Origin of the sequence: Neobacillus kokaensis (genome assembly GCF_014656545.1) — a bacterium.
In the GTDB taxonomy this organism is placed as follows: Bacteria; Bacillota; Bacilli; order Bacillales; family Cytobacillaceae; genus Neobacillus; species Neobacillus kokaensis.
Genome location: NZ_BNDS01000022.1, coordinates 1 through 23,846, shown reverse-complemented (window position 1 = coordinate 23,846; position 23,846 = coordinate 1). Strand labels below are relative to the sequence as shown.

The following is a 23,846-nucleotide window of genomic DNA, read 5'->3' as shown; positions in this document are numbered from 1 at the left end:
GATAATCTCTCATTAGTATTTATTTATATTAATCTCGTTGCTTGTTGTTTTTCTCGTATACCCGTACATAGTCCACTACCATTTGGGCAGGAAGATTGGCGTTCTTTACATTACCGCCCCATGTACCTACTTCAGCTGTAATTTGAACAAAGGCAGGTACTCTAGAAACACCACCGGCATCCGTTCTCCAAGTTTCTTTGCCGTCAATATAGAATATATATTCTTTTTCATTCCAATCTAATGCAAATGTATGAAAGCCTTCATAAATTCCTGGAACGACAGGATATGCACCAGCACTTTTGTGATCTTCACCATAGCCATCCCAATGTAGCGCATGTACTACGGTATCGTTATTTTTATAGGCAAACGGAGTTTCCACAATATCGATTTCTGTTCCGTCTCTTCCTTCATCACCAACTGTATGTGCCCCATCTGTCATCAGCCAAAATGCACTCCAGAATCCTTCATCATTTGGCAGCTTTGCACGCATTTCATAATAACCATATGCCTGCTCAAATTTACCTCTTGTTGTGACAGCACCTGAATAATAATTTCCATCTCTTTCACTTATTTGAATAATTAAATTTCCTTTTCCGTCCAAAAAGGCTTCATCATTAGACCAATATCCATCCTTTCTTTTCCATTCAGGAGAGTGTGACCACTTACTAGTATCTAATTCGTCCCCTTCAAAATTATCTAAAAATGAAAGCTCCCAGCCTTTTTTCTCCATTTCTTTAATTTCTTTCTTTTCTCTCTTTCTTTTTTCCTTTTGTTCTTTTATTTCTTCCTTTGTTAACATTTTTATTTCCGCTTTATTAGGACTTGCTGCATAAGAATTCGAACTAATACATCCCATTAACAGTGCAACGGATAAACCACTTACCAAAACTCCCATCAATCTCTTACTGATTTTCTTCTCCATTAGTATCCTCCTCTAAAAAATCGGTAAATTTTTGACGTCAAACCACAAGAGTAAGTACTTACCTATTAATCAACTCCCTTAATGGCATGCTTAACCCGTTTACATTTTCAATCTAAGTGATAAAATTACACTAAGATTCTTTTGTAAGAGTCTTGCCTGGCCGCTTTAGGAGCACTCGCCAAAAGTATCATCCTATGTGCGGCCGATCTATTACAAACTAGTACTTGTTATCTAGTACTATGTTTATAAACCTGTAGTAAGCTGGCAGGCTTGCTATGTGATGAAAATTATGCTAGCTAACCTCGGATTCATACCCAGAAAATGTTAAGGCTGCTCCCCACTTAAGATATAAGCGATAACACTTCCCCAAAGAAAAATAATAATCACCGGAAATGACATTTCTCCCCATCGTATTCCTATTTTGGAAAGCGATTTCAATAAACGGGATTCTTTATAAAAACAGCCTCCTAACAAGATGATTATTGTCAAGAAGCCGTTAATATTTAGGCAAATAGAACTATTCCGCTTGTAAAATTAATATCGAAAACAAAAGTGACGCTAAAGCCTTCTACCGTAACAATTCACTCTTCTTTTAAATTATTTACATTTAGTAAAAGACTAACAATCCTTATAAACACTTAGTTTAAACGCGTTTAAAAACTCTTTACATATATATAGTAGTAAACTTCTATTCATCTAACAATGTAGAGATGATTGTTCTTTTTGTATTTTTGATACTTTTCCGATATTCACTTGGGGATATATTAAAAGCCCTCCGAAACGTGTGGGTGAAATGGGGCGAATCGCAAAACCCACATTTTTGGGCAATGGCTTCAATTGTTTGGTCCGTTGTCTCCAGCAGTCGCTTGGCTTGCAGCATCCTTAATTTTTTTACCATTTTCATCGGTGTCAGACCGTAAATTTCTTTGAAAACACGGCTAAAATATACTGGATTCATGTGATAAATCTGGGCTAATTCATCACGTGTAATATTTTCTCCTAAGTTGTTTTCGATATAATGTAGAACATTGTTAAAACGGTCGGTAATATACGACTCGTTCGGGGTTCGTTTTCCGCCAAACTTTGAGCTTTCCAAAATTTCATAAAGCAAGGAGAATGCTAGAAAACTCGACTGGACCGTTCTGTAATCGTTTGTTTCCTGCAGCCAGATGCTTCTTAGTTCATCAAACTTTTTCTCATACAGAATGGGGTCGCGAATTTTCACTACTTTCCCGAGTGGATACAGGCTAAAGTAATCCACTTCCTCCATTACCTTTAAGTCAATGTTAAAAAGATAGTGAATCCCATCCGTTTTTGAAATAACATTAAACGGCTTATGCGGCCGGTGAATCATCACATCCCCTGACTTCGCCACATACTCTTTCCCTTCAAAGGTAGTTATAACCTCGCCCTTCTTTATGTAAGCAACGGTGTAGCAAGACTGCACATAATCAAAGATCACCCGCGACTTATACTGAATCTTCTTCACATCAAACAACGAAACCTTTAGCTGGTCACTTACACTAAATGTCATTGAAGTCCCTCCTCTTGACCAGATTTCTCGAGAGTGCTTGAGCTGTCCTTGCACTTCCTTCCCTAGACAATAAATTACTGCTTAAAAACGTCATCATTTTCTTTATATAGTAAAAATATAACACAACTAATATCACGATACAGTCTAGCTTTTTAGAAGGATAAAAGAACTTAGCCTAATAAAAATAGAAGCAAGGGAGCCGTCCGTCCCCCTTGCTTCTACATTATTAATCCAAACGTTCAATTCGCAAGTTGTCTAGGATGAAGGTTCCTGCACCGGTGTCTCCGTTTAGTGGAGTACCGTCGCTGAAGATTCCGATGTAGGTTTGCCCATTATCAGAGCCTGTGACAGTAAACTCAGCCGTTTTGGTGTCGGTTGAAGCCGAAAGCTTGTCATTCACACTCAGTCCTTTGACAGCCGTAATGTCTCGAGCATCAATTTCCTGGTCCCCTGAGATAAAGCGATAGGAATTGACTGTCGTTTGATAGTCAAATGAAACCTTATATTTCACGCCTGGATCAAAGTGGAAATGCTGTGGAATCGTGCGATACGTCAGACCCTTGCTGCCAGTATTCACTTTCACCGACCATTTACCTGCAATCACGTCATCGACCAGCTTTTTACCTGCCCAGCCCTTTTGTGTATATGGGGCATGTAATTCAGAAAGGTGAATCCGGTTATCTGCTACTCCTTCCGAATTGCCGATCACAAATGGGTAAATCCCTTGAACGACTAATTCAAAGTCCTGCTGGAATACCTTTGGTGATACTTGATTTTTTAAAGACTTTTGAACGATTCGAATATCATCAAATTTCGTATTTCCTTCACCTGCATCACGGCTAAGAACTAACTCGGCCTTCTTAGAGGCTGCTGTAAAACTTACTTGCATTCTTTGCATTTTGCTATTGTAGCCATCATTGGAAGCATGTGAATCTGCTTTAACATAGTTCTTTTGCAGGCTGCGAAGCGTGTAGTTGCTAACTTCCTTGTCATCCGAGATGGCTACTTTTAATTCTGCCTTAACATCGCTATTATTTTCCACGTACACTTCCGCCACATAATCTTTTCCCGGCTCAAGATCTGTCAACACTCGGGATACAGATGTAGTTTCGGATGGACTGTCAATATTTAAGTAATAATCGCCGCTGCTTAAGTTACGAGCATCATCTGTTTGATTTGTTTTGACAACTGTTACACTGTCCTTATCCCCGGCAACCTTTGTATGAGGATCCTTGACCGTTCCCGAATTAAAACCGGTGTCATAAACATGAGCATCCTTGCTCCAATCGTCAACCTGCAGCCCCTTCTCCTTTTTGTCTGGGACTACAACATAAGGAGTTGCTGCCTCAGCCTTCAATGTTACCTGGTTATTAACAACCCTGACTTTTTTCACATTTTTGCGGCCCTGGTCAGTCAATTTATACACATAAACCTTTTGATTCGGACCAACAAATCCTTCCGGCAATGTCCAGGTTGTGGTGCCGCCTTTTAAATTCCAGTGATACATTTTTTCTGCTTTAGGAGTTGGGTGTTTAAAGTCCTGATCTACCCAAGGAAGTAAATAGGCATGATCATCAAGAACAACATTTCCATTTAGAGTAATCACACGTTCTCTTGAATTGTCTTTTCTTTTGACCACCACCACATCTCCGTTGCTTGGGTCCGCCAGTTTAATCTCTTTTTCCAAGTTGGTTTTCGTTTTGTCACCTTCTACAGTAGTCCAGTTCGTGACATAATACTTTTGCAGAAATTTCGTCGGCACATTGGTATCAAACGTCATCCGGATAAAATTGTCAAAGTTCTTATCAGATGACCAGCCTTCAAAACCGGCTAAATCAAAGCCGCCAAGCAATGGGTGATCAGCTGTTCCGCCTGCTTCCGGCCAATTTAATACCCAAGAATCTTTTTGATGATTGCCAATAAAGCGAAGCACTTCAGAGTTGAGTCCTTTTTGAGTTGGTCCGCCATGTTTTTTGTCTGTAGTCCAGTGCTGCCAAGTTGAATAATTCACAATAGACGTACTATACTCAGTTGCAACTCTCCACCCCCGACTCATTAATTGCTCGGCAACTCGATTGGATTCCCATTGGTCCTGTAACCAAACGTCCAAATAGATAAAATCAAGATCAGGCACCGCAGACTTTAATTTATCTAACCGTTTTGCAGCGTTCCTGAGTACAAATCTTTTAATTTATTAATCGTATAAGACTGATCTAGCCAGCCCCATCCTAGAGAATTGGTACCATCAATTAAATCCTCACTAAACACTTTCGCTTCAGGATATGCTTCTTGGGCATTAATATGGACACCAAACTCCGAATTGTACTTATGACCTTCTTTAATGAGCGTTTGTAAATCCGTAGCACCGCCCATTCGTTCGCCGACATTGTCATAATCAGGATGTGCACTATCATGTCCTTCACTTTGATATCCTTTTAACAGCATAGACTGACCTAACCCATCTGTTGCAAGGGCAACCTTTTTCACATTATCCAATGTTTTCAGGAACGGCTGCTGTGCCTGCGAACCAAAGTTCATGACAACACGTGTTATTACATTATTATTTATATTCTCTGAGCCCAGAATATCCGGCATAATCCCACGGTAAGCAATCGCCCCGTCCTGCCAATCCACCATATCGTCTTTATTCAAATCTTCAGCGATCGCGACTTTAATTGTTGGTTTGGCCTCCTGCGATTTTGGCATAAAGTCTCGGTGATAGTAAAGCAGGCTGGAGCCAATTCCCATAGCCTTCTCACCATTTTCACTTGTAAAACGATTAGCTGTTAGGTTACGGTAGCCGTCAACTTCGGAACTGGACCATACCCCCGCACTTAATTGATCTGTTGAGAGGATCGCCGTGTAGTATCTTGCTGACGTTCCCATGCCTCCCATTGATGAATCAACTCGTACATCGACATCACCTGGTTTCGTCACATCACTGCTGAGGTTAGTTAATTTTGCTTTCGCATTGGTTTGTGATGAATTGACTGAAATAAGGTTTAGATTAGGGAATTCAATCGTTTCAATTTTTGCACTATCAGAATTGGTGATCTCGTCAAACGTGTAAACTACTTTATTCTTCTCAACCTTTAATGACATTTTAAAAACTGCATTAAGGTTTTCAAATGGATCAACTACTTTTAAGGTATACTGGACCTCACTCTTGCTCTGCTTTTTAAAACTTACCTCTGGATAATAAAGAGCGCCGTTTACCTTTAGGCCGTATACTGGGGTTTTTTGTCCATCCATGACCTTGTCGCCGACTCGGTATTCAACAACCCGAGGGAATACTTGGTCAATGGTCACATTCATATAATCAGAGCTGATGTTATTTTCAATTGGTGGTGTATTTGGTGCTTTAGGTGGGATATTTTCCTTAATCTTGATGTTAGAGATGGTAATGTTAGCAGCACCGCGGCTCTTTTCAAATCCTAGTAAGCCGGCTTTGTCGACACCGCCAGTTAGTGTCCAGGAATTTACCTTTTTATCATTAATGTACAAAGTGGCTATATCATCGGTGAATTTGAGGCGTAAATGATAGGTTTTATTTGCTTCTAATGGCACACCTGACGTCATCGCCGTCCAAGTGTTCGCTGGGCCAAAGATTTCGCCAAAATATTGGTTGTTCGTATCCTCTGTTCCCACATATGTGTAAGCGGATGGATCTTGAACACGGTAGATAAGCCCAAAGCGGTTCATGGTACCTGTTCCGGGTGTAATATCCGCTTCAAAGACCCCATTCTTAATCGGTTTCATGTTATTGTAAACTATACGGTTCTTTTGCGTTGAAGTGACCTTGAAAGTGGCTGACCCATCTTGATTATATGTGACGGTGCCATCGCCGGAAATAACTTTCAAATCTCCCTCTTCCAGCCTGTTATCGGTAATGTCCACGGGTTCTCCATCATTCGCTGCTTCTGCGGCTGCCCGTAATGGCTGTGTAAACCCCGGCGATAACAAGGGCAAAAACAAGAGTATTGCCAATAAAATACTGAAGCTCCTTTTAACATTTTTCCTCTTCAACTTCTCTCCTCCTTTAAACATGTTCCTTTCTAGATTACTTTTCTTAGGCCCCTCGAACAATATGGATATTGTCCGAATTTTTAGATATATTGTTTTTAGTGAAATGCATAAAAATACGAACAGTATCTGTCACTGTTCGCATTTTAAGATATTAAGAGAGTAAGAAATTTTCGGTCACCATCACCATCATATATACTTTTAAGAAAAATAATAAACCTTATTTTCCACTCCCAGCCGTCATTCCTTCGATAATCTTATCCGACAGCCATAAATAGAAAATTAAGATTGGGAATACGATAATAACCACTCCCGCAAACAAGCTTACCCAATCGGAGTTATATTGCATTGATTGATAAAATTGATATAAGCCGACGGATAATGTGTACTTTTCATTAACATTCATATATGCTTTTGCAAGTAAAAACTCATTCCATAATCCAACAGCATTTAAAATCATAACGGTAACCAGGCCTGGACGGGCCATTGGAAGCATAACCTTCCAAAAAATCGTATTTTCACCCGCCCCATCTATAATCGCTGCTTCCTCTACATCTGAAGGCAAACTTTGAAAAAAACCTGTCAGAATAAAGATTGTAAATGGCAGCGATAGCGCGATATAAACAATAATCAGGCCTAAAAATGAATTAATTAAGCCCATTTTTATTAACAATAAATAAATCGGAATTAAAACAGCTTGATAAGGAATTCCAATTCCAATAACAAAGGCATTAGTTAAAAACTCCCTGCCAAAAAAGTGGTATCTGGATAAAACGTAAGCGGCAGGTGCACTTACCAAGACGATCCCAAATACACTTAATGAAACCACTATTAAACTATTAAAAAAATAGGAAGCAAGGTCAGACTGTACCCAAGCAGTATAATAATTCCCCCACTGAAGTGAGTCCGGAAGACTCCAAAAGCCTTCAAAAAGTTCACGATTCGTTTTAAGCGAGGCTAATATAATCCATCCTATTATGAATAAAATAAATAACGTCCATACATATAAAAATGTTTTTCCAAGCGCTGACCACACATTACCCCCGTTTGATTTCACTTTATCTTGCTCCTTTCTGTTTCGGCCCCAAAAGCTCTATAATTCATACACTTCACGTTTGAATAACTTTCTGCCAGTAACAACAAATAACAAGACAACCATAACCATGGTTACCGCAATTGCACTTGAATATCCCAACTGATAAATAGGTGTTCGCTGGCCGAATCCCAGAATGAATTGATACATTGCCGTATTCCACATCCTTGTCGGCGGCTCCGCTCCACCAAACGCAAACAAGAAATCAAATAAACGAATAGCGTTGATTCCCCATAAGATAATTGCAATTGACATAACATCCCATATTAAAGGAAGGGTAATATTTGTAAAAATTTTAAACGTGGATGCCCCTTCTACTCGAGCAGCTTCAAAAATGGTGTTAGGAATTTTATCAACCCCAGCCAAGAGAATAATGGCATAAAATCCGGCACTATACCAAATAATTGAAATTATAGCAGACATCATAATGTTATTAGGACCTGTCCAGTTAATAGGGTTAACTCCAATAGACGTTAAAATCGAATTAAAAAAGCCAATGTCAAAGCGGTATAAATAATTCCACACTACTGCCAAAGCAATAGGTGCGATGATTTGCGGAAAAAAGATAATCGCCCGAATCGCCTTTTTTGCTGCTACCCCCTGGCTCATTAGTGCTGTAAATAAAAAACCAATAAGAAAAACAAAAATACCCCCAACAAACAAAATGAGCATCATATTTAAAAATGACTGCCAATATATAGGGTCAACCAATATTTTTCCGTAATTTTTCAACCCGACAAATTTCATATCATCTGTAAAACCGCTCCACTCATGGAAGCTGATCCAGAGCCCGTAGATTGCGGGGCCAACAAAAAAAATGAGATATAAACTAACTGCTGGCAACAAATATGGAATAGTAAGTTTTTTCCTCCCAGTCCTCACATTTTCTCCTCCTTCTTTCAACACGTGGTGTTTTAAAGAAAGCAGGAGAACGCCTGCTCCTCCTGCTTTCCACTATTTTTACTTCTTACTCCAGAAATCCTTCGTTTGTTTCTGCAGTTCATTAATAAACTCTTCAGCCTTCATTTCACCGAATATTAATTTATCATCGAGCGGTAAAAATACAGTTTTCCACCAATCTGGATATTCAGCCTGCAAACCATCGTATTCTTTATGGAAGGAAGAGGCATTGACGACAATCTCTCGAAAATCTGCTAACGCTTCTGGGGCTTCTAAATCTTTTCTAGTACTAATATTTTTAGTATCTTTAACAATGCCTTCTTGGTATTTTTTCTGCATGGCAAAGGCTAAGAAATCTTGTACCGCTTTTTTGTCTGCGCCTTTGGGAGCAACCCATCCAATTAGATAAAGTTCAGCTTGATCTTTACCGCCTTTTCCACCCTCAATTGACGGGAAAGGAAAAGCTTTATAAACGAAATCCTTTGAAGAATACTCAGCGGTTTCACTTGATAACCAGCTGCCAACTAAAACCATCGCTGATTTGCCACTTGCCCAAGCTGTTTGAGCTGCAGGGTACTGACTTCCTTTATACCCATCTGCAAAGAATTTGTTATCCACAAGCTCTTGCACCTTTTTTGCTGCTTCTAGATACCCAGGCTGTCCCCAGGTTTCACCTGTTTTATCTCCGGCAGCCTCTACTAGAGTACCTGGGCCCATCAAACGCTCAACTAACCAGTAATAGTAATAAGCATTATAAAAGTCAATATTCCCATCCTGTGCAAGTGGAGCTAACCCTTTACTCTTAAACGTCTTATTTACCTCAACAAATTCATCCCATGTGGCTGGTGGTTTTACTCCATATTCCTTGAAGAGGTTTTCATTATAGTGGAAACCAGAGCTGATGATTTCATATGGAATAAAATAAGTATCTTCCCCCTGCTGATAAAATGGTAGAACTTCATCAATAAATACATCTTGGAATGGTGTTTCTTCATTTGGTATTTTCATAGAGAGCAGCTCATTTAATGGTTCTGCCAGCTTGTTTTTAATTAACGCCCCTTCAACCTCCGCCCCGGATTGTTCTGTTAGATCAGGTGCATCCCCGCTTAAAGCCGCGTTTCTTACCTTCGACATAACTTCCCGGCCCATCCATTGTACATCGACCTTAACATTCGGATTAGCGTCTTCGTATGCATCAATAATTTTTTGGATGACAACTTGCTGTGGTTCCCCTTTGTTCCACATAGACCAATACTTAATTGTAGTTTTTCCTGATGAAGAGGTACTGCTGCAGGCAGCTAGTAATATAACAGCGGCCAACAGTATTGAAATGATACGGCTAATCTTTTTTCCCACGTAATTTCCCCCTCTTTTTCTAAAAAAATATTTTTACACACTATTCAACAATTAAATATAAACCAACTGGGTTGACGGGCCCACCATATATATATAATGGAAGGAAAAGAGAGATTTCATTTTATGATCCCTCTTCTCCTAAGTACCGGTACGTAAAAATGGGTTACTAGCGGCCCTTTTGGTCTAACTCAGACTTTATCTTCTCAAAGCTTTGTGTGAAATCTGAAACAGCATCATCTACCATTTGCTGCGTTGAATTTGGATTTTCATATACATCTACAATTTTATCTTTTAACCTATTAAATCCTGAAGTCTCTAAACTTTCCTTCGAATAACGCTTTACATCGAAACGCTGAATTTCCTCATAAACTGCCGCCAATTTTGAAAAATCGGATGCCCCTGCCATTTTCTTATATACTTTTATTTCAGCAGCTGATGCAAAGGTATTAGCAGGAGCCCCATAAGTTTCAGTGATGTACAATCGATAGAAATTAGCTTCAACCGGTTTATCAAACTCAATCATTGAACTTCCGCCATTCTTCATTTCTCCGGAATTTATTGTTTTCCAGCTGCCTTCTGCATTTGTATTCGATACCTGCAATTCGTATTTTTTTACATTCCCGTTGCCGTTCCTGCTAACATACTCATAAGCATCAACCGGTGCCGCCTCCGGCATTTCAATGGTGATCCAATGAGGTGTTACCGGTCGCGCTCCATTATACTGCGTATGCCACCAAGTCAATGTCTTTCCGTCTAATACATTCGCTGCCGGTCCTTCATTCGTCCCGGCTTGTTTCTCCTCTGAATCTGCATAGGCTTTGTAACCAGTTCTATCTAATTCCTTATATCCAGGCTTTAAGTTCAGAGATTCATAGGATTTTTTTGCATCATCATATGGTGCTGCTTCATTCTTTATTTCAACCTCTGCAATCTGGAGATTCGTTTCTTTGCTGCCGGCCGTAATTTTGCCGCTCGGCAATGAGAATATATCCTTTACGTATTTAGATGACACAAGTTCTCCATCCAAATACAGCTTAATCATCCCATTTGCTTCTCTAACAGCCTTCACATCATGCAGATTTCCATCGTTTACTTTACCCTGAACTTTTTCAACAGTAGTTGTAGGTTTATATTGATCCGTTCCAAACGTTCCTGTTGCCTTTTCAGCTACAGTCGTTATAGTTGACTTTGAATGGACAACATCGTCCCCAAGCGTATAGTTGAGATAGCCCTTTTCGTCAATAGCAATGGAATAGGCGCCATTTTGGTTTAAAATCAACTGGTTCTTTCCTGTTGTTCTAAACTTAAACGAGATGGAAAAGTCGTCTGTTCCAACCAGTGGAATTTGTTTCTTAAATTTATATTCTTCATTTTCAATGCTATACAAGTCTACATTTGCCGTTTCAAAATGAACAGTCTTCAAGTTTTGTCCATTCTCCACATCCGTTTTCTCAAACAGCTTTGCTGCATAACCATTTGGATACCCATGGAATTTCTTCTTGATCGCAGCCGGAGTGCCCCAAATGTTCTCAATATGAATGTCGATTTGATTTTCCTTCCCAATTCTTTTATCAGCAGTAAGCTCAACGGTTCGATAATCTTCTAAAATAGCGGCTTCTGCCTGCTTCCCGTTAACTGTAATGTTTGGATTCTGAATTCGCTGGTCAAATTTTACCCTCACCGTATTTTCTGCAGTATTTTTTACAGAAATAACTTTTGCTAGTCCATGCTTTTTGCTGGTAAACTGGTAAATTCTTGACTCATGGGGAGCCAATGTCACAGTTAATTCATCCCCATAGCTGATACTCTTCTCATTGGTTTCATCAACCCTTGGCAATAGCTGCGCCATTTTGGCATTTTCTATTTCAGTTGGAACACCTACTGTATTATCTAATTTCAGGGTATAGCTCTGTTCTTTATTGCTTGCATTTCTAAATGAAACAATCCCTTCGCCGCCGTTCCAAGCAGAATAGCCATAAACGCCGCCTTGATCAGGCCTTTTCCCGAACAGCTTGGCTTTTTCAAGCGTTTTCGCATTGCTTTCAGCCCACTCTAAGACATCAGCTGTTATTCTCCACTTTGCATCATTCATCATACTAGGTGAAAAATACAATTCCCAGAATGCTGTTCCTCTCGTGGCATTAATCATCAAGTAATTTCTAAAATCGTCATCTGTAAATTTGATGCCGGCAGAAACTCCGTAAATGGGATCATGATTATACACATTTTTTAATGGGAACTGCAGATCATTTTTCTTAAAAATGTTAAAGTACACATTGTCTCTATATGACATCATCTGTTCTGCCTGTGTTCCTCCAAAAGCGTTTAAAAAACCATTATCGCCGGAGTCTTGAATCCATATTGTATTTCCCCACTGCAGCAGCCACGGACTTGGATTTACATAGCAGGTCAGATTTAAAAATAAACTTCTGCCTTTTTCTTCCCTTTCCTTTCTCATTGCTTCAAAGGTGTCAATCCACGTTTCCCATAGGCCTGAAGTAAAATACATATTGTGGTCACCGCCAACCATATGGTTGTTGTCTGGGTCGGTGGAAGGCCTCAAAGCAAATCCATCCAGCTTCCAATATTCAATATCAAATCTATTTTGATAATCCAGGAACAGCTTTGTTAGATTGTTGACATATGTTTTTGAACCTACATCCACACTTTTCCAATAATCATTCGTAACATGTCCTGTTCCATTCTTTTCGAGGAATTCGGCAAACCCGCCAAAGTAATTGTATCCGCCTTGTGGGCCAAGCCAAAGGCCGAACGTCGAGCCAAACTTGTTTGCCATATCACTGGCTGTATATAATTCATTAGGGAATTTGTTATTGAATTCCCAGAAACCGGTTCGATTTTTATATGGCGATCCAGTTGCCTGGCCGCTTGAATTAACCGTTTCATAAGCATTCCAGCCATCATCCACAACATAGGAGTCCAAAGGCTCCACGCCATTTTTGCTTAACTCTTTTTCAGTACCATAAAATGAGCTGGCAATACTTGCATCTGTAATATCCATCATATTGTCATACCAGGAATTGTACTGCTTTCTGAATTCCGTCTTTGTTGCGATGTCATTAATATAGGCAAAGAAATCCGTTTGAACGACATCTTTATCGGTAGCCGCTGCAGCACCCATGACACTATTCCAGGTCGTAAAGCTTCCATCTTTACCAAGCTGATGGTCTTCTTCCAGCTTTTTAAAATCCTTTCCCGAATAATACCTGACCTGCATCGTATTATTTACAACATCAGTATCAGACGCAGGGAATTCCGATCCAAAGAACAAACCATTTGCATAAATCGGCTGTCCTAGAACCAGTTCATATTTGCCAATCCACATGGAGGAAATATCCTTTAAAGGCGGGTGATGAAAAAGACCTTCCACTTGATCGGGCAATACGAATTGATCCACATCGATATAATCGATTGCAATATCTTTATTTGACGATTTGATTTCCAAGTTGCTCCTTAGGTAAGGCGCGCTATTCTCCACAAAAACATTGTACTTAATGGTCCAAACCGAATTATATTTTTCATAATCGTCAAACACAAATTGGACTTTTTTCCCCGTTTTGTATTCCGCTTCCTTTACTTGTTTAATAGTCAAATCACTTGCATTGATAAATCTTTTTTCCGTATTTCCGCCTGGATTGGATTTTAATGTATCCTCAAACAAGTAAATTTCCGCTCCAGTAAACGAAATATCATTAGACAGTCCACCACTTAATTGAACAATCTTAACGTATCTGGCTGTTTTAGCCTCTAGTAAATTCCCATAGACCATATCTCCCACATTGTAGAGATTGCCTGCTTTATGCAAATTGTAGTCTTTGGTTGAGAATTCTCCGGTTCCGGCATCTATCCATTTCTTACCGTCATTGCTCACCTTAATTTCGTATTTTCCTAATGTTCCATTGATTCCATATGCTTGTTCTTGGTATCCTGGTCTTTTTTGATAACCAAACGAACCAATTGTCTTTTCTTCCTTTAAGTCAATAACTAATTCATAAGGCCATGCCTTATTTCCATTCCAAAAATCCACATACGTGCTGTCATTGCCATCCAGCATGGCAGCACCATCTACAGATTTACCAATAGAATCATAAACGGCTGCAGTCCACTTCGTTCTATCAATCTGAATTTTTGGCTTTTGATTATCAGGAATTTCCGTATTCGAAGACTCAGTTACTAAATTGATAGAAAAATCCTCCGATCCTTCTTTAGGAACGAAGTCCTTTCCGATCCTTTGGTTCATGATGACCTTTGTTTTCAACTTTGAATGGGATACATCGATAACCCGTTTGATAGCGTCATTTCCAATTTCTACTTTGTCCTTATCTATGTTTATAAAGCTTGGTTCTGCCGCTAAGGCTTTGGTTGGATTTGGACTGCTTACGGTCGGAAGCATAATGTTAACCATAAGGGCAGCAGAGAAGAACATGGACAGTATTTTTTTCACCGTTTCCCCTCCAATTAAAATAAGGTATGAAAAAAATTGGGCAGTGGGGTTGAAGGAACAACCCCATCACCAAAAAGATCATAATAGATTCATATTTTTACATTAATCTACGTATGCAGGATTCTTTATAAAAACTTCTATCTCAGCAACAGATAACATCAGCGGTCCGCTATGAGATTCCTCGAAATTAATTGAACATTTTGTAAGCTTGGTTCCGGCCGGTATAGCAGCCTCGGCAAGATTAAAGGTTACAGATGGATCATCAACTTTAACAGTTTTCGAGCCCAATTCATACTCTTTTCCGGATTCGGTATATACTTTGGCACTTAGCTTTTTAATTTTTCCGTTTGTATATTGCGGGCGGTTATAGACAATAAATTTCGTCAATTCTTGTGGTTTTGTAAAGTTAATATCTACGTTTAACGGCAGCGAAATACCATCTTCTTCAGTAATCAACCATTTCAGTTCTGCCAGGGAATTCTCACTTATGTCACCATCAATCAGCTTAGCAAAGGCTGCTGCACCGCCTTGCATCTTCTCACCCGGACCAGTAGCCGTCATATCTTTATTCGTTAATTTCAGCTCTTTCGGCTCCTCCGGCTGTTCAGCTTCCCCCGGTTCTTCACCAGGCTTTAGTACGCTGCCAATTCTATCAATCGTATGGAAGGCTGTATTAACCAGCAAGGATCTGGTGATAGGCATATCGAAAGTTACATCCTTCTTTGCCTTAAGTTTTACTGCGGCCAATGTCATCGTACCATCTAATGTTTTCTCATTCCCTTTGTTGGAAAATGCAGCCATAATTCGTTGCTCTGCCTTTCCAATCCCGGCAAGTGCTGAATAATTTAAAATTTTGGCAGTTTCAGTGGTTGGAGAAACTATATTTTCGCCCTGCTTTACTACCTCATATTTGTTTGGATCAAGCTTCAGTTCCAAGTTGAAGGCATTGATATCTTTTAACCCGGCCCCAACAATTTCTACTGTAAACTCCTCTCCCGCTTTCAACTCCTGCTTGCTCGGTCTGATATCCAACCTTCCAGCACCCGGTCTGCCCGTTGCCTGAAGCGGCTGCTGTCCCAATTGGGAAGCTACATACATTAAATCGTAGGCATCAATAACACCATTGAAATTAATATCAACCTTTGATACCTGTCCCCAAGCTGTATCAGTTTGATCCACACCCATATAGCTGGCAAAGAAAAGCAGGTCCTCTTCATCAATTTTTCCGTTAGGGATATTCTCGCCTACAACCGTTCCTTCTGTTTTATCCTTTTTGTATGGTCTGAATTCTTGCGCGCTTCCAAAACCGCCAACGGAGTTTGTAATGGTCAGCTTAATATACCTTGCGTATACATTTTCCGGAAATGGAATGACCTTCGTATCCTTGCTTCGGACAAACGTTCCATCTTTAATGATATTTTTATAGGTTTTACCATCAAGACTGACATCTAAATTGTATTTTAAGATGGTACCATTTCCTGCATCCGGTCGTGGAACATACTCCAGCTTATCTAATTCATAAGCCAGCTTCATATCAATCTCAAAGGTATGCGGCAATTTATTACCTGCATCTCCCCATGCTGTATGCCACAATGTTTCATCCTTTCCATCGACAGCTAAAGCTGCTTCCTGCCCCGGCTGTTGACTATTTGCTTTTGCTGTCATATTCTTCGGAACATTTCTGTAACGGTCAAGCTTCGTTCTGATTTTGACCTCATCACTCCAGCCGGATGAGCCTTTTGTATTGGCTGCTCTAATTTGGTAGGAATACTCTGTATCAGACTTTAATCCTGAGTGAATGAAGAATGGTGTTTGCTCGCTGTCACTTGACTTAAACACATTTGTATGAACAACCCCGTTAATCATTAAGTCATACGTTACATTCTCGCCATCAGCCTTCTCCCAATTCAATGTAATGTCTTGGTCGGTAATGTTCGTTTCATCAGCATGAAGTCCGGATGGAATAGCAGGAACTGCCTCATCGACTACTTCTTTCTTTTGCGTATTGTCAAAGCCATTTACTGAAAAACTGACAGTATGTTTAGTGATATCTGTTTTTCCAACCTTAATGTATAACTTTGGTGATGTAATAATTTCTTTCTTTTCAAATGATGAACCTTTTGTAGCATATTTGTTCAGATTTGGGTGTTCATTAAAGAAGTACACGTTTTCCGAGTTTTGATAATCCTCTTCACTTTTTGCCTTCCTTAATTTAACATTTTTATTATCAACTTTAGCCTTTACATTCTTTGGGATGGCACGTGTATTGACAATCACTTCTGTTCCCCTGTCTTTAACCATTCCTTTAAAGCCCTTTCCTTTAGCGGGATGGACGGTTATATCAACTTTGTTTCCAATAATCTCAGAAGTGACCTTTGTTCTTGTACTTTTTCCTTCCTTATAATCGACCGTTTTACCATCATCTTCATAAAGGGTAAACTCTGACTTTCCTGATGGATAAACATCAAATATTCTATTTTCGGAACCGTCCAATTCATTGATGGAATTGTTTTCTTGCACCATTGGAATGATTGCGCCGGCCTTAACAAATACGGGAGTTTTCCATAGCGGCGCGTTAAAGTTATGAAGTACCGAACCTCCCTGATATTGATCTCCTGTAAAATAATCAATCCAAACTTGATTTTGATCCGGCAGATAAATATCGTTCCTCACTTCAGCAGTATTAGAGCTTCCATCATATATTGGCGCCACTAAAAGACTTGGTCCCCACATATATTGATACTGTGTTTCAGTCCCATAAGTATACGGATCATTGGGATATTCCAACATCATCCCTCTTACCATCGGCATAGAGGTTCTGGATGATTCCTCGGCAATTGTGTAGTTATAAGGCATCATTTGTGCCTTTAATTTCAGGTACATTCGATTAATCGACGCATATGGTTCACCATAATTCCACGGATTTTTAGATTTGCTGTAATCAGTGCCTCCTGATGCCCAGCCGTCCATATCGATTTGAATAGGTGTGAATGCCTTCCATTGAAAGTCGCGTGTCTGAATTTTCGGTTCTCCGCCAAATATACCGTCCATATCTGAGCCGACATTTGGATTTCCGGATAAGCCGGCGCCAATGTAAGTAGGGATATGCATCCTAATATACTCCCAATTACCGCCATATTGGTCACCTGACCATAATGTTGAATAACGCTGAGTACCTGCCCATCCATCTACAGTGATAACGAATGGACGTGCACCACCAGAATATTTTTCTATTCCTTCTGCTGCTTGACGAGTTGCATTTAATGCCATGGAATATCCTTGCCCAACCCATGCAACATCCGTCTTGATAGCTCTTACACCAGCCTTCACTTCTCCTTCAAGGTCTCTGCGTAATGGACTGTCTTCCGGTAAATTAGGATCAGGATAGAGATTGCTTTGTGTCCATAAACCTACCTCGACTTTTTGATCATTGGTTTTATCAACAAATTGCTTTAAATTATCCAATCCGCCATACCCGCATCCATAGCCGTCATTTGGTAAAAACCATCCTAACGGCATATCTTTCTCAACATGTTGATTTACGTTATTTAGCCCATTCGTCAAGAGTGTCCGCTGGTCCTTGTGGCCATTATGGGTTCCATTAAAACAGTCAGCATGCCCTAAATAGAAACCGTATTCTGGCATAAGCGCTGGTTTCCCAGTTAATTCTGTATATTCGTTAATGATTTTTGGAATAGAATCATCAACAAAATAATAAGCATCAAATCTGTCTTCATTGTGCGTAAAGGTTGCGGTATTCTTAAAATCATAAAGGCCCGGCTTAAAGGTATTTCGCATAACTCCGTAGCCTTCTGTACTTAAATAAAATGGGACTGGACTTGATGCTGCTCCTGCATCCCAGCCTCCCCCGATCGCAATTTTTATGGAATTATTCTTATGTGCATAAAATCCATTCTGCTGGCCGCCTCCATAAAAATATTCATCTTCGTTTGTATCAAGGGTTTGAACTGTACCTTGGCTTGAATGTTTAAGTGGTTCGCTTTCCTTCCAAAGCAACTTTGATCTTTTTTTATCGTACAGGCTCATTTTTGAATCAGCTTTATCTACTCTTAATTCCAAGGCATCCGTCGAGATTAGATAGTTATTATCGTTTTCCTTGACCTTAACGGTAATTTCTCCATATTGCTTTTTGTAATCGCTAACATTTTTGTCGATAATTTTCGTTTCATGGTCAGGTTTGTTGGGAGTGGGATACTCTTCAAAAATTCCCTTTGGATCTAAATGCATCCGAAGAACATTATTTTTTAAAAAGTTTATTTTTATTTTTTCTCCTGTTTCTAAGCTAAGGAATACATCATTTCCCTCGTTTCCAATACTTGTTACTTTTCCTATAGTTTTATAGGTTTGATTGGTAGAAATAGTAGTAATCGAGTTTTCCTTTTGAGCTGCAGCGGCAGATGCCATTGGAGGAAGCGTGGTAAATAACATCCCCACAGATAAGCACAAGCCTGCCAGCTTGTTTAGCCCAGGTCTTCGTCTTAGCATATTAAACCTCCTTTTAGGTTTTTCATTCATTGATTTTTCTAGGGTGAGAAATGAGATTGAAATACTAGTAGATTTGCAAAAAAATCACATTAAGTATATTAAGTAGTAGGTAAATAAACGTTGTTGAATGGTGAGGTGTTATTGCTGATATCTAGATGTTGGCAGTGATGCTTTTTAATGCTGTTGCTATTGCAATGATGCTGCGGATTTTAATTATTAATAAAAATCACTCCTTCCTAAATTGTAATTTTAGGAATTTTCTAACATTTTAAATTTACCATAAGTTGGGTTGATGGGTCAACCCGTTAATTAATACTGTAATCTCAAAAAAAGATTACACGAACGTTTTATCGAACGGTTATCCATAAAAGGAAGCAAGAGAACCGTCAGTTCCCTTACTTCCACATTATTAATCCAAACGTTCAATCCGGAGGTTGTCTAGGATGAAGGTTCCTCCGCCGGTGTCTGCGTCGAGAGTAGTACCGTCACTAAAGATTCCAATGTAGGTTTGCCCATTATCAGAGCCTGTGACAGTAAACTCAGCTTTTTTAGTGTCGGTTGAAGCCGAAAGCTTGTCATTTACACTTAGTCCTTTGGCAGCCGAAATGTCTCGAACATCAATTTCCTGATCCCCTGAGATAAAGCGATAGGAATTGGCTGTTGTTTGATAGTCAAATGAAACCTTATATGTCACGCCTGGATCAAAGTGGAAATGCTGTGGTATTGTGCGATACGTCAGACCCTTGCTGCCAGTATTCACTTTCACCGACCATTTGCCTGAAATCACGTCATCTACCAGCTTTTTGCCTGCCCAGCCCTTTTGTGTATATGGAGCATGTAATTCAGAAAGGTGTACCCGGTTATCTGTTACTCCTTCTGAATTGCCGATCACAAATGGGTAAATCCCTTGTACAACTGATTCAAAGTCCTGCTGGAATACTTTTGGTGATACTTGATTTTTTAAAGATTTTTGAATGATTCGAATATCATCAAATTTTGTATTCCCTTCACCAGCATCACGGCTAAGAATTAACTCTGCCTTCTTAGAGGCTGCTGTAAAGCTTACCTGCATCCGCTGCATTTTACTATTGTAGCCATTATTCGTAGCATGGGAGTCAGCGCTGATAAAGTTCTTTTGCAGGCTTCTTAATGTGTAATTGCTTACCTCATTTTCCTCGTCAACTACTGCTATTCCTGCCTTCACATCACTGTTGTTTTCCACATACACTTCTGCCACATACTCTTTTCCCGGTTCAAGATCTGTCAATACACGGGAAACAGATGTAGTTTCGGATGGACTGTCAATATTTAAGTAATAATCGCCGCTGCTTAAATGGCGGGCATTACCCGTTTGATCCGTTCTGACCACACTAACACTGTCCTTATCCCCGGCAACCTTTGTATGAGGATCCTTAACAGTTCCCGAATTAAAACCGGTGTCATAAACATGAGCATCCTTACTCCAATCATCGACCTGCAGTCCCTTTTCTTTTTTACCCGGTATGACAATGTAAGGTGTAGCTGCATCAGCATTTAAAGTAATTTGATTATTAATGACTTTTACTTTCTCTGCATCTTTACGGCCTTGATCAGTCAATTTATACACATAAACCTTTTGATTCGGACCAACAAATCCTTCCGGCAATGTCCAGGTTGTGGTGCCGCCTTTCAAATTCCAGTGATACATTTTTTCTGCTTTAGGAGTTGGGTGTTTAAAGTCCTGATCTACCCAAGGAAGTAAATAGGCATGATCATCAAGAACAACATTTCCATTTAGAGTAATCACACGTTCTCTTGAATTGTCTTTTCTTTTGACCACCACCACATCTCCGTTGCTTGGGTCCGCCAGTTTAATCTCTTTTTCCAAGTTGGTTTTCGTTTTGTCACCTTCTCCAGTAGTCCAGTTCGTGACATAATACTTTTGTAGGAATTTCGTCGGCACATTGTTATCAAACGTCATCCGGATAAAATTGTCAAAGTTCTTATCAGATGACCAGCCTTCAAAGCCGGCCAGCTCAAATCCGCCAAGTAATGGATGATCTGCTGTTCCGCCTGCTTCGGGCCAATTCAACACCCAAGAATCTTTTTGGTGATTGCTGATAAAGCGAAGCACTTCAGAATTGATTCCCTTACTGGCCGGGCCGCCGTAGTTCTTATCTGTAGCCCAGTGCTGCCATGTGGAGTAATTCGCTACTGATGTACCAAACTCTGTTGTGACCCGCCAGCCGCGGTCATGGAATTGCTCCGAAATTCGGTCGGATTCCCATTGATCCTGATACCATACGTCCAAATAAACAAAGTCTAGCCCCGGTGCCGCTGCCTTTAATTCATCCAGCCTTTTGGCACGTGTTCCTGAGTACAAATCCTTCAGTTTATTAATCGTATAAGATTGGTCTAACCAGCCCCATCCTTTTGAATTCGGCCCATCAATAAAATCTTCATTAAACGCTTTTGCTTCAGGGTACGTTTCTTGTGCATTGATATGAACGCCGAATTCGGCATTATACTTATGACCTTCTTTAATCAATGTTTTTAAATCTGCTGAGCCGCCGATCCGTTCACCGACATCGCCGTAGTCCGGATGTGCACTGTCATGTCCTTCATTGCCGTATCCCTTTAACAGTACGGATTGTCCTAAACCATCGGTTGCAAGAGCAACCTTTTTGACATTATCCAATGTTTTCAGGAACGGCTGCTGTGCCTGCGAACCAAAATTCATGACAATCCGTGTTCCAACCAGATTGTTTACATTTTCCGAGCCTGGAATGTCCTGCATGATTTCGCGGTAAGCAATCGCACCATCCTGCCAGTCCACTTGATCGTCTTTATTTACATCCTCAGCGATTGCGATTTTAATCGTCGGTTTGGATTGCGGGTTCGGCATAAATTCTCTGTGGTAATATAGTAAGCTTGAACCAATCCCAAGAGCTTTCGTGCCGTCTTCATACTGGTACCGGTTAGCCGTTAAATTTCTGTAGCCATTGACCTCTGAACTAGACCATACTCCAGCAATCAATTGGTCTGTTGATAAAAATCCTGTATAGTAACTTGCGGATGAACCAATCCCGCCCATGGAAGAATCGATTCGTACATCCACATCCCCCGGTTTCGTCACATCACTGCTGAGGTTTGTTAATTTTGCTTTCGCATTGGTTTGTGATGAATTAACGGAGATCAGGTTTAAATTAGCAAATTCAACCGTTTCAATTTTTGCACTATCAGAATTGGTAATCTCGTCAAATTTGTAGACTACTTTATTCTTTTGAACCTTCAATGACACTTTAAATACTGCATTAAGGTTTTCAAATGGATCGACTACTTTTAAGGTATACTGGGCTTCACCTTTGTTCAGCTTTTTAAAGCTTACCTCCGGATAATAAAGAGCACCGTTTACCTTTAGACCGTATACTGGTGTTTTTTGTCCGTCCATGACCTTGTCGCCGACCCGGTATTCAATAACCCGAGGAAATACTTGGTCAATCTTTACATTCATATAATCCGAGCTTAATGTATCTTCTACTGGTGGTGTATTTGGTGCTTTAGGTGGGATATTTTCCTTAATCTTGATGTTAGAGATGGTAATGTTAGCAGCACCACGGCTTTTTTCAAATCCGAGTAAACCGGCTTTGTCCACACCGCCGGATAATGCCCAGGAATTTACCTTTTTATCATTAATGTACAAGGTGGCTAAATCATCGGTGAATTTGAGGCGTAAATGATAAGTTTTATTTGCTTCTAATGGCACATCTGACGTCATGCCCGTCCAAGTGTTCGCTGGGCCAAAGATTTCGCCAAAATATTGGTTGTTCGTATCCCCTGTTCCCACATATGTGTAAGCGGATGGATCTTGAACACGGTAGATAAGCCCAAAGCGGTTCATGGTACCTGTTCCTGGCGTTATATCCGCTTCAAAAACCCCATTCTTAATCGGTTTCATGTTATTGTAGACTATACGGTTCTTTTGCGTTGAAGTGACCTTGAAAGTGGCTGAACCATCTTGATTATAAGTAACCGTTCCATCACCCGAGATCACTTTAAAATCTCCTGGTTCCAATTGATTATCGGTAATATCGACAGGTTCCCCATTATCAGGCTGTGTACCGCCGTCATCAGGATTGGTTCCACCATTCCCCGGCTCTGTACCGCCATCTTCAGGAGCATCTCCTAATTCAAACAGGACTTGGCTGTTTTTTCCGCCATATGCACCAAGCTTGACGGCTTCCTTCCCTGTCTTCAGGTTATTGACTTCCTCAGATAAAGTAACAGGTCCAAATAAGTCCTCTCCATCTAAGCTAACATTTAGTGTATTCTCTTTATAAACGATTTTAATAGCATGTTTGCTTCCGGCTTTTGGAAGCTCTTTGTTTGGCCTATTTTTCAGCCAGTCGCCGCTGCCTTTATATTTGTACTCATAAAACCATCCGATGGCATCATAACCAACAAATACAAAGTTATTAGCATCAATATAATGCGGGAAAAAACCAAATCTAGTATCTTCCCCATTCAGTTCTGGAATAAAGGTATATTCCATCGTTCCTGAGTCTTTAGCTGCTGCTCCTTTTTCTTGAAAAATAGCAGCCTTTGCACCATTGTCATTCCCTGTGCCTGCTCCAAGCTTTGCATAGGCCTTCCCATCCTTGACTACAACTTCATTGACTTCATTTCCTCCGGATGAGATCGTCACCCACGGATTGGTCACTTCGGCTGTTGCGTGTAATGGCGGGGTAAAACCGGTCAAAAGCAGCGGCACAATCAGCACAAGTGCAGTCAGAATACTAAAAACTCTTTTGTATTCCCTAATGTTCAATTTCTTTCCTCCTTTAAAAAACTATTTTCATAGAAGGCAGAAAATATCACCTTCCACTTGTAATCTAGCTTACTTGCTTGAGAGCGCTTCCTCAATCAGGATATTGTCAAAGTTTTTAGAAATATTGTTATTTATATAGGAAAATAGTTGGAAATCACTAAAAACACTGATTTTTTCGGTTGATAAAAAGAGGCTGGGACAAAACCCCTCTCTGAGATGAAAAAGCCGGTGAAATTTTAC

General features: G+C 40.0%; 8 protein-coding genes and 1 pseudogene. All 9 read right to left on the bottom strand.

Going from position 1 to position 23,846, the window contains the following annotated elements; genetic code table 11:
* Positions 1-28: 28 nt before the first annotated feature.
* Positions 29-922 (bottom strand): glycoside hydrolase family 16 protein, encoded by an 894-nt coding sequence (locus IE222_RS19645; RefSeq protein ID WP_191275791.1) that lies wholly within the window; start codon positions 920-922, stop codon positions 29-31.
* Between the two features lie 688 nt (positions 923-1,610).
* The gene (locus IE222_RS19640) at positions 1,611-2,456 is read right to left on the bottom strand and encodes a helix-turn-helix domain-containing protein (RefSeq protein ID WP_191275789.1); all 846 of its coding nucleotides are present in this window, start codon (positions 2,454-2,456) and stop codon (positions 1,611-1,613) included.
* A 226-nt stretch (positions 2,457-2,682) separates the two neighbouring features.
* A pseudogene (locus IE222_RS19635) lies at positions 2,683-6,353 on the bottom strand (endo-alpha-N-acetylgalactosaminidase family protein); the annotation flags it as partial.
* A gap of 346 nt (positions 6,354-6,699) precedes the next feature.
* Complete coding sequence (locus IE222_RS19630) at positions 6,700-7,536, bottom strand: carbohydrate ABC transporter permease (RefSeq protein WP_191275787.1); 837 nt, start codon at positions 7,534-7,536, stop codon at positions 6,700-6,702.
* A 36-nt stretch (positions 7,537-7,572) separates the two neighbouring features.
* Positions 7,573-8,454, bottom strand: a complete 882-nt coding sequence (locus IE222_RS19625; RefSeq protein ID WP_191275786.1) for a carbohydrate ABC transporter permease — start codon at positions 8,452-8,454, stop codon at positions 7,573-7,575.
* Positions 8,455-8,532: 78 nt separating this feature from the next.
* Positions 8,533-9,828, bottom strand: coding sequence for an ABC transporter substrate-binding protein (locus tag IE222_RS19620; RefSeq protein WP_191275784.1), 1,296 nt, complete (start codon positions 9,826-9,828; stop codon positions 8,533-8,535).
* A gap of 166 nt (positions 9,829-9,994) precedes the next feature.
* Positions 9,995-14,293, bottom strand: coding sequence for a discoidin domain-containing protein (locus IE222_RS19615; RefSeq protein WP_191275783.1), 4,299 nt, complete (start codon positions 14,291-14,293; stop codon positions 9,995-9,997).
* Positions 14,294-14,395: 102 nt separating this feature from the next.
* Positions 14,396-18,799 (bottom strand): discoidin domain-containing protein, encoded by a 4,404-nt coding sequence (locus IE222_RS19610; RefSeq protein WP_191275781.1) that lies wholly within the window; start codon positions 18,797-18,799, stop codon positions 14,396-14,398.
* Positions 18,800-19,208: 409 nt separating this feature from the next.
* A complete protein-coding gene (locus IE222_RS19605; protein ID WP_191275779.1) occupies positions 19,209-23,606 on the bottom strand; it encodes an endo-alpha-N-acetylgalactosaminidase family protein in 4,398 nt (1,465 codons plus the stop codon).
* Positions 23,607-23,846: the final 240 nt, after the last annotated feature.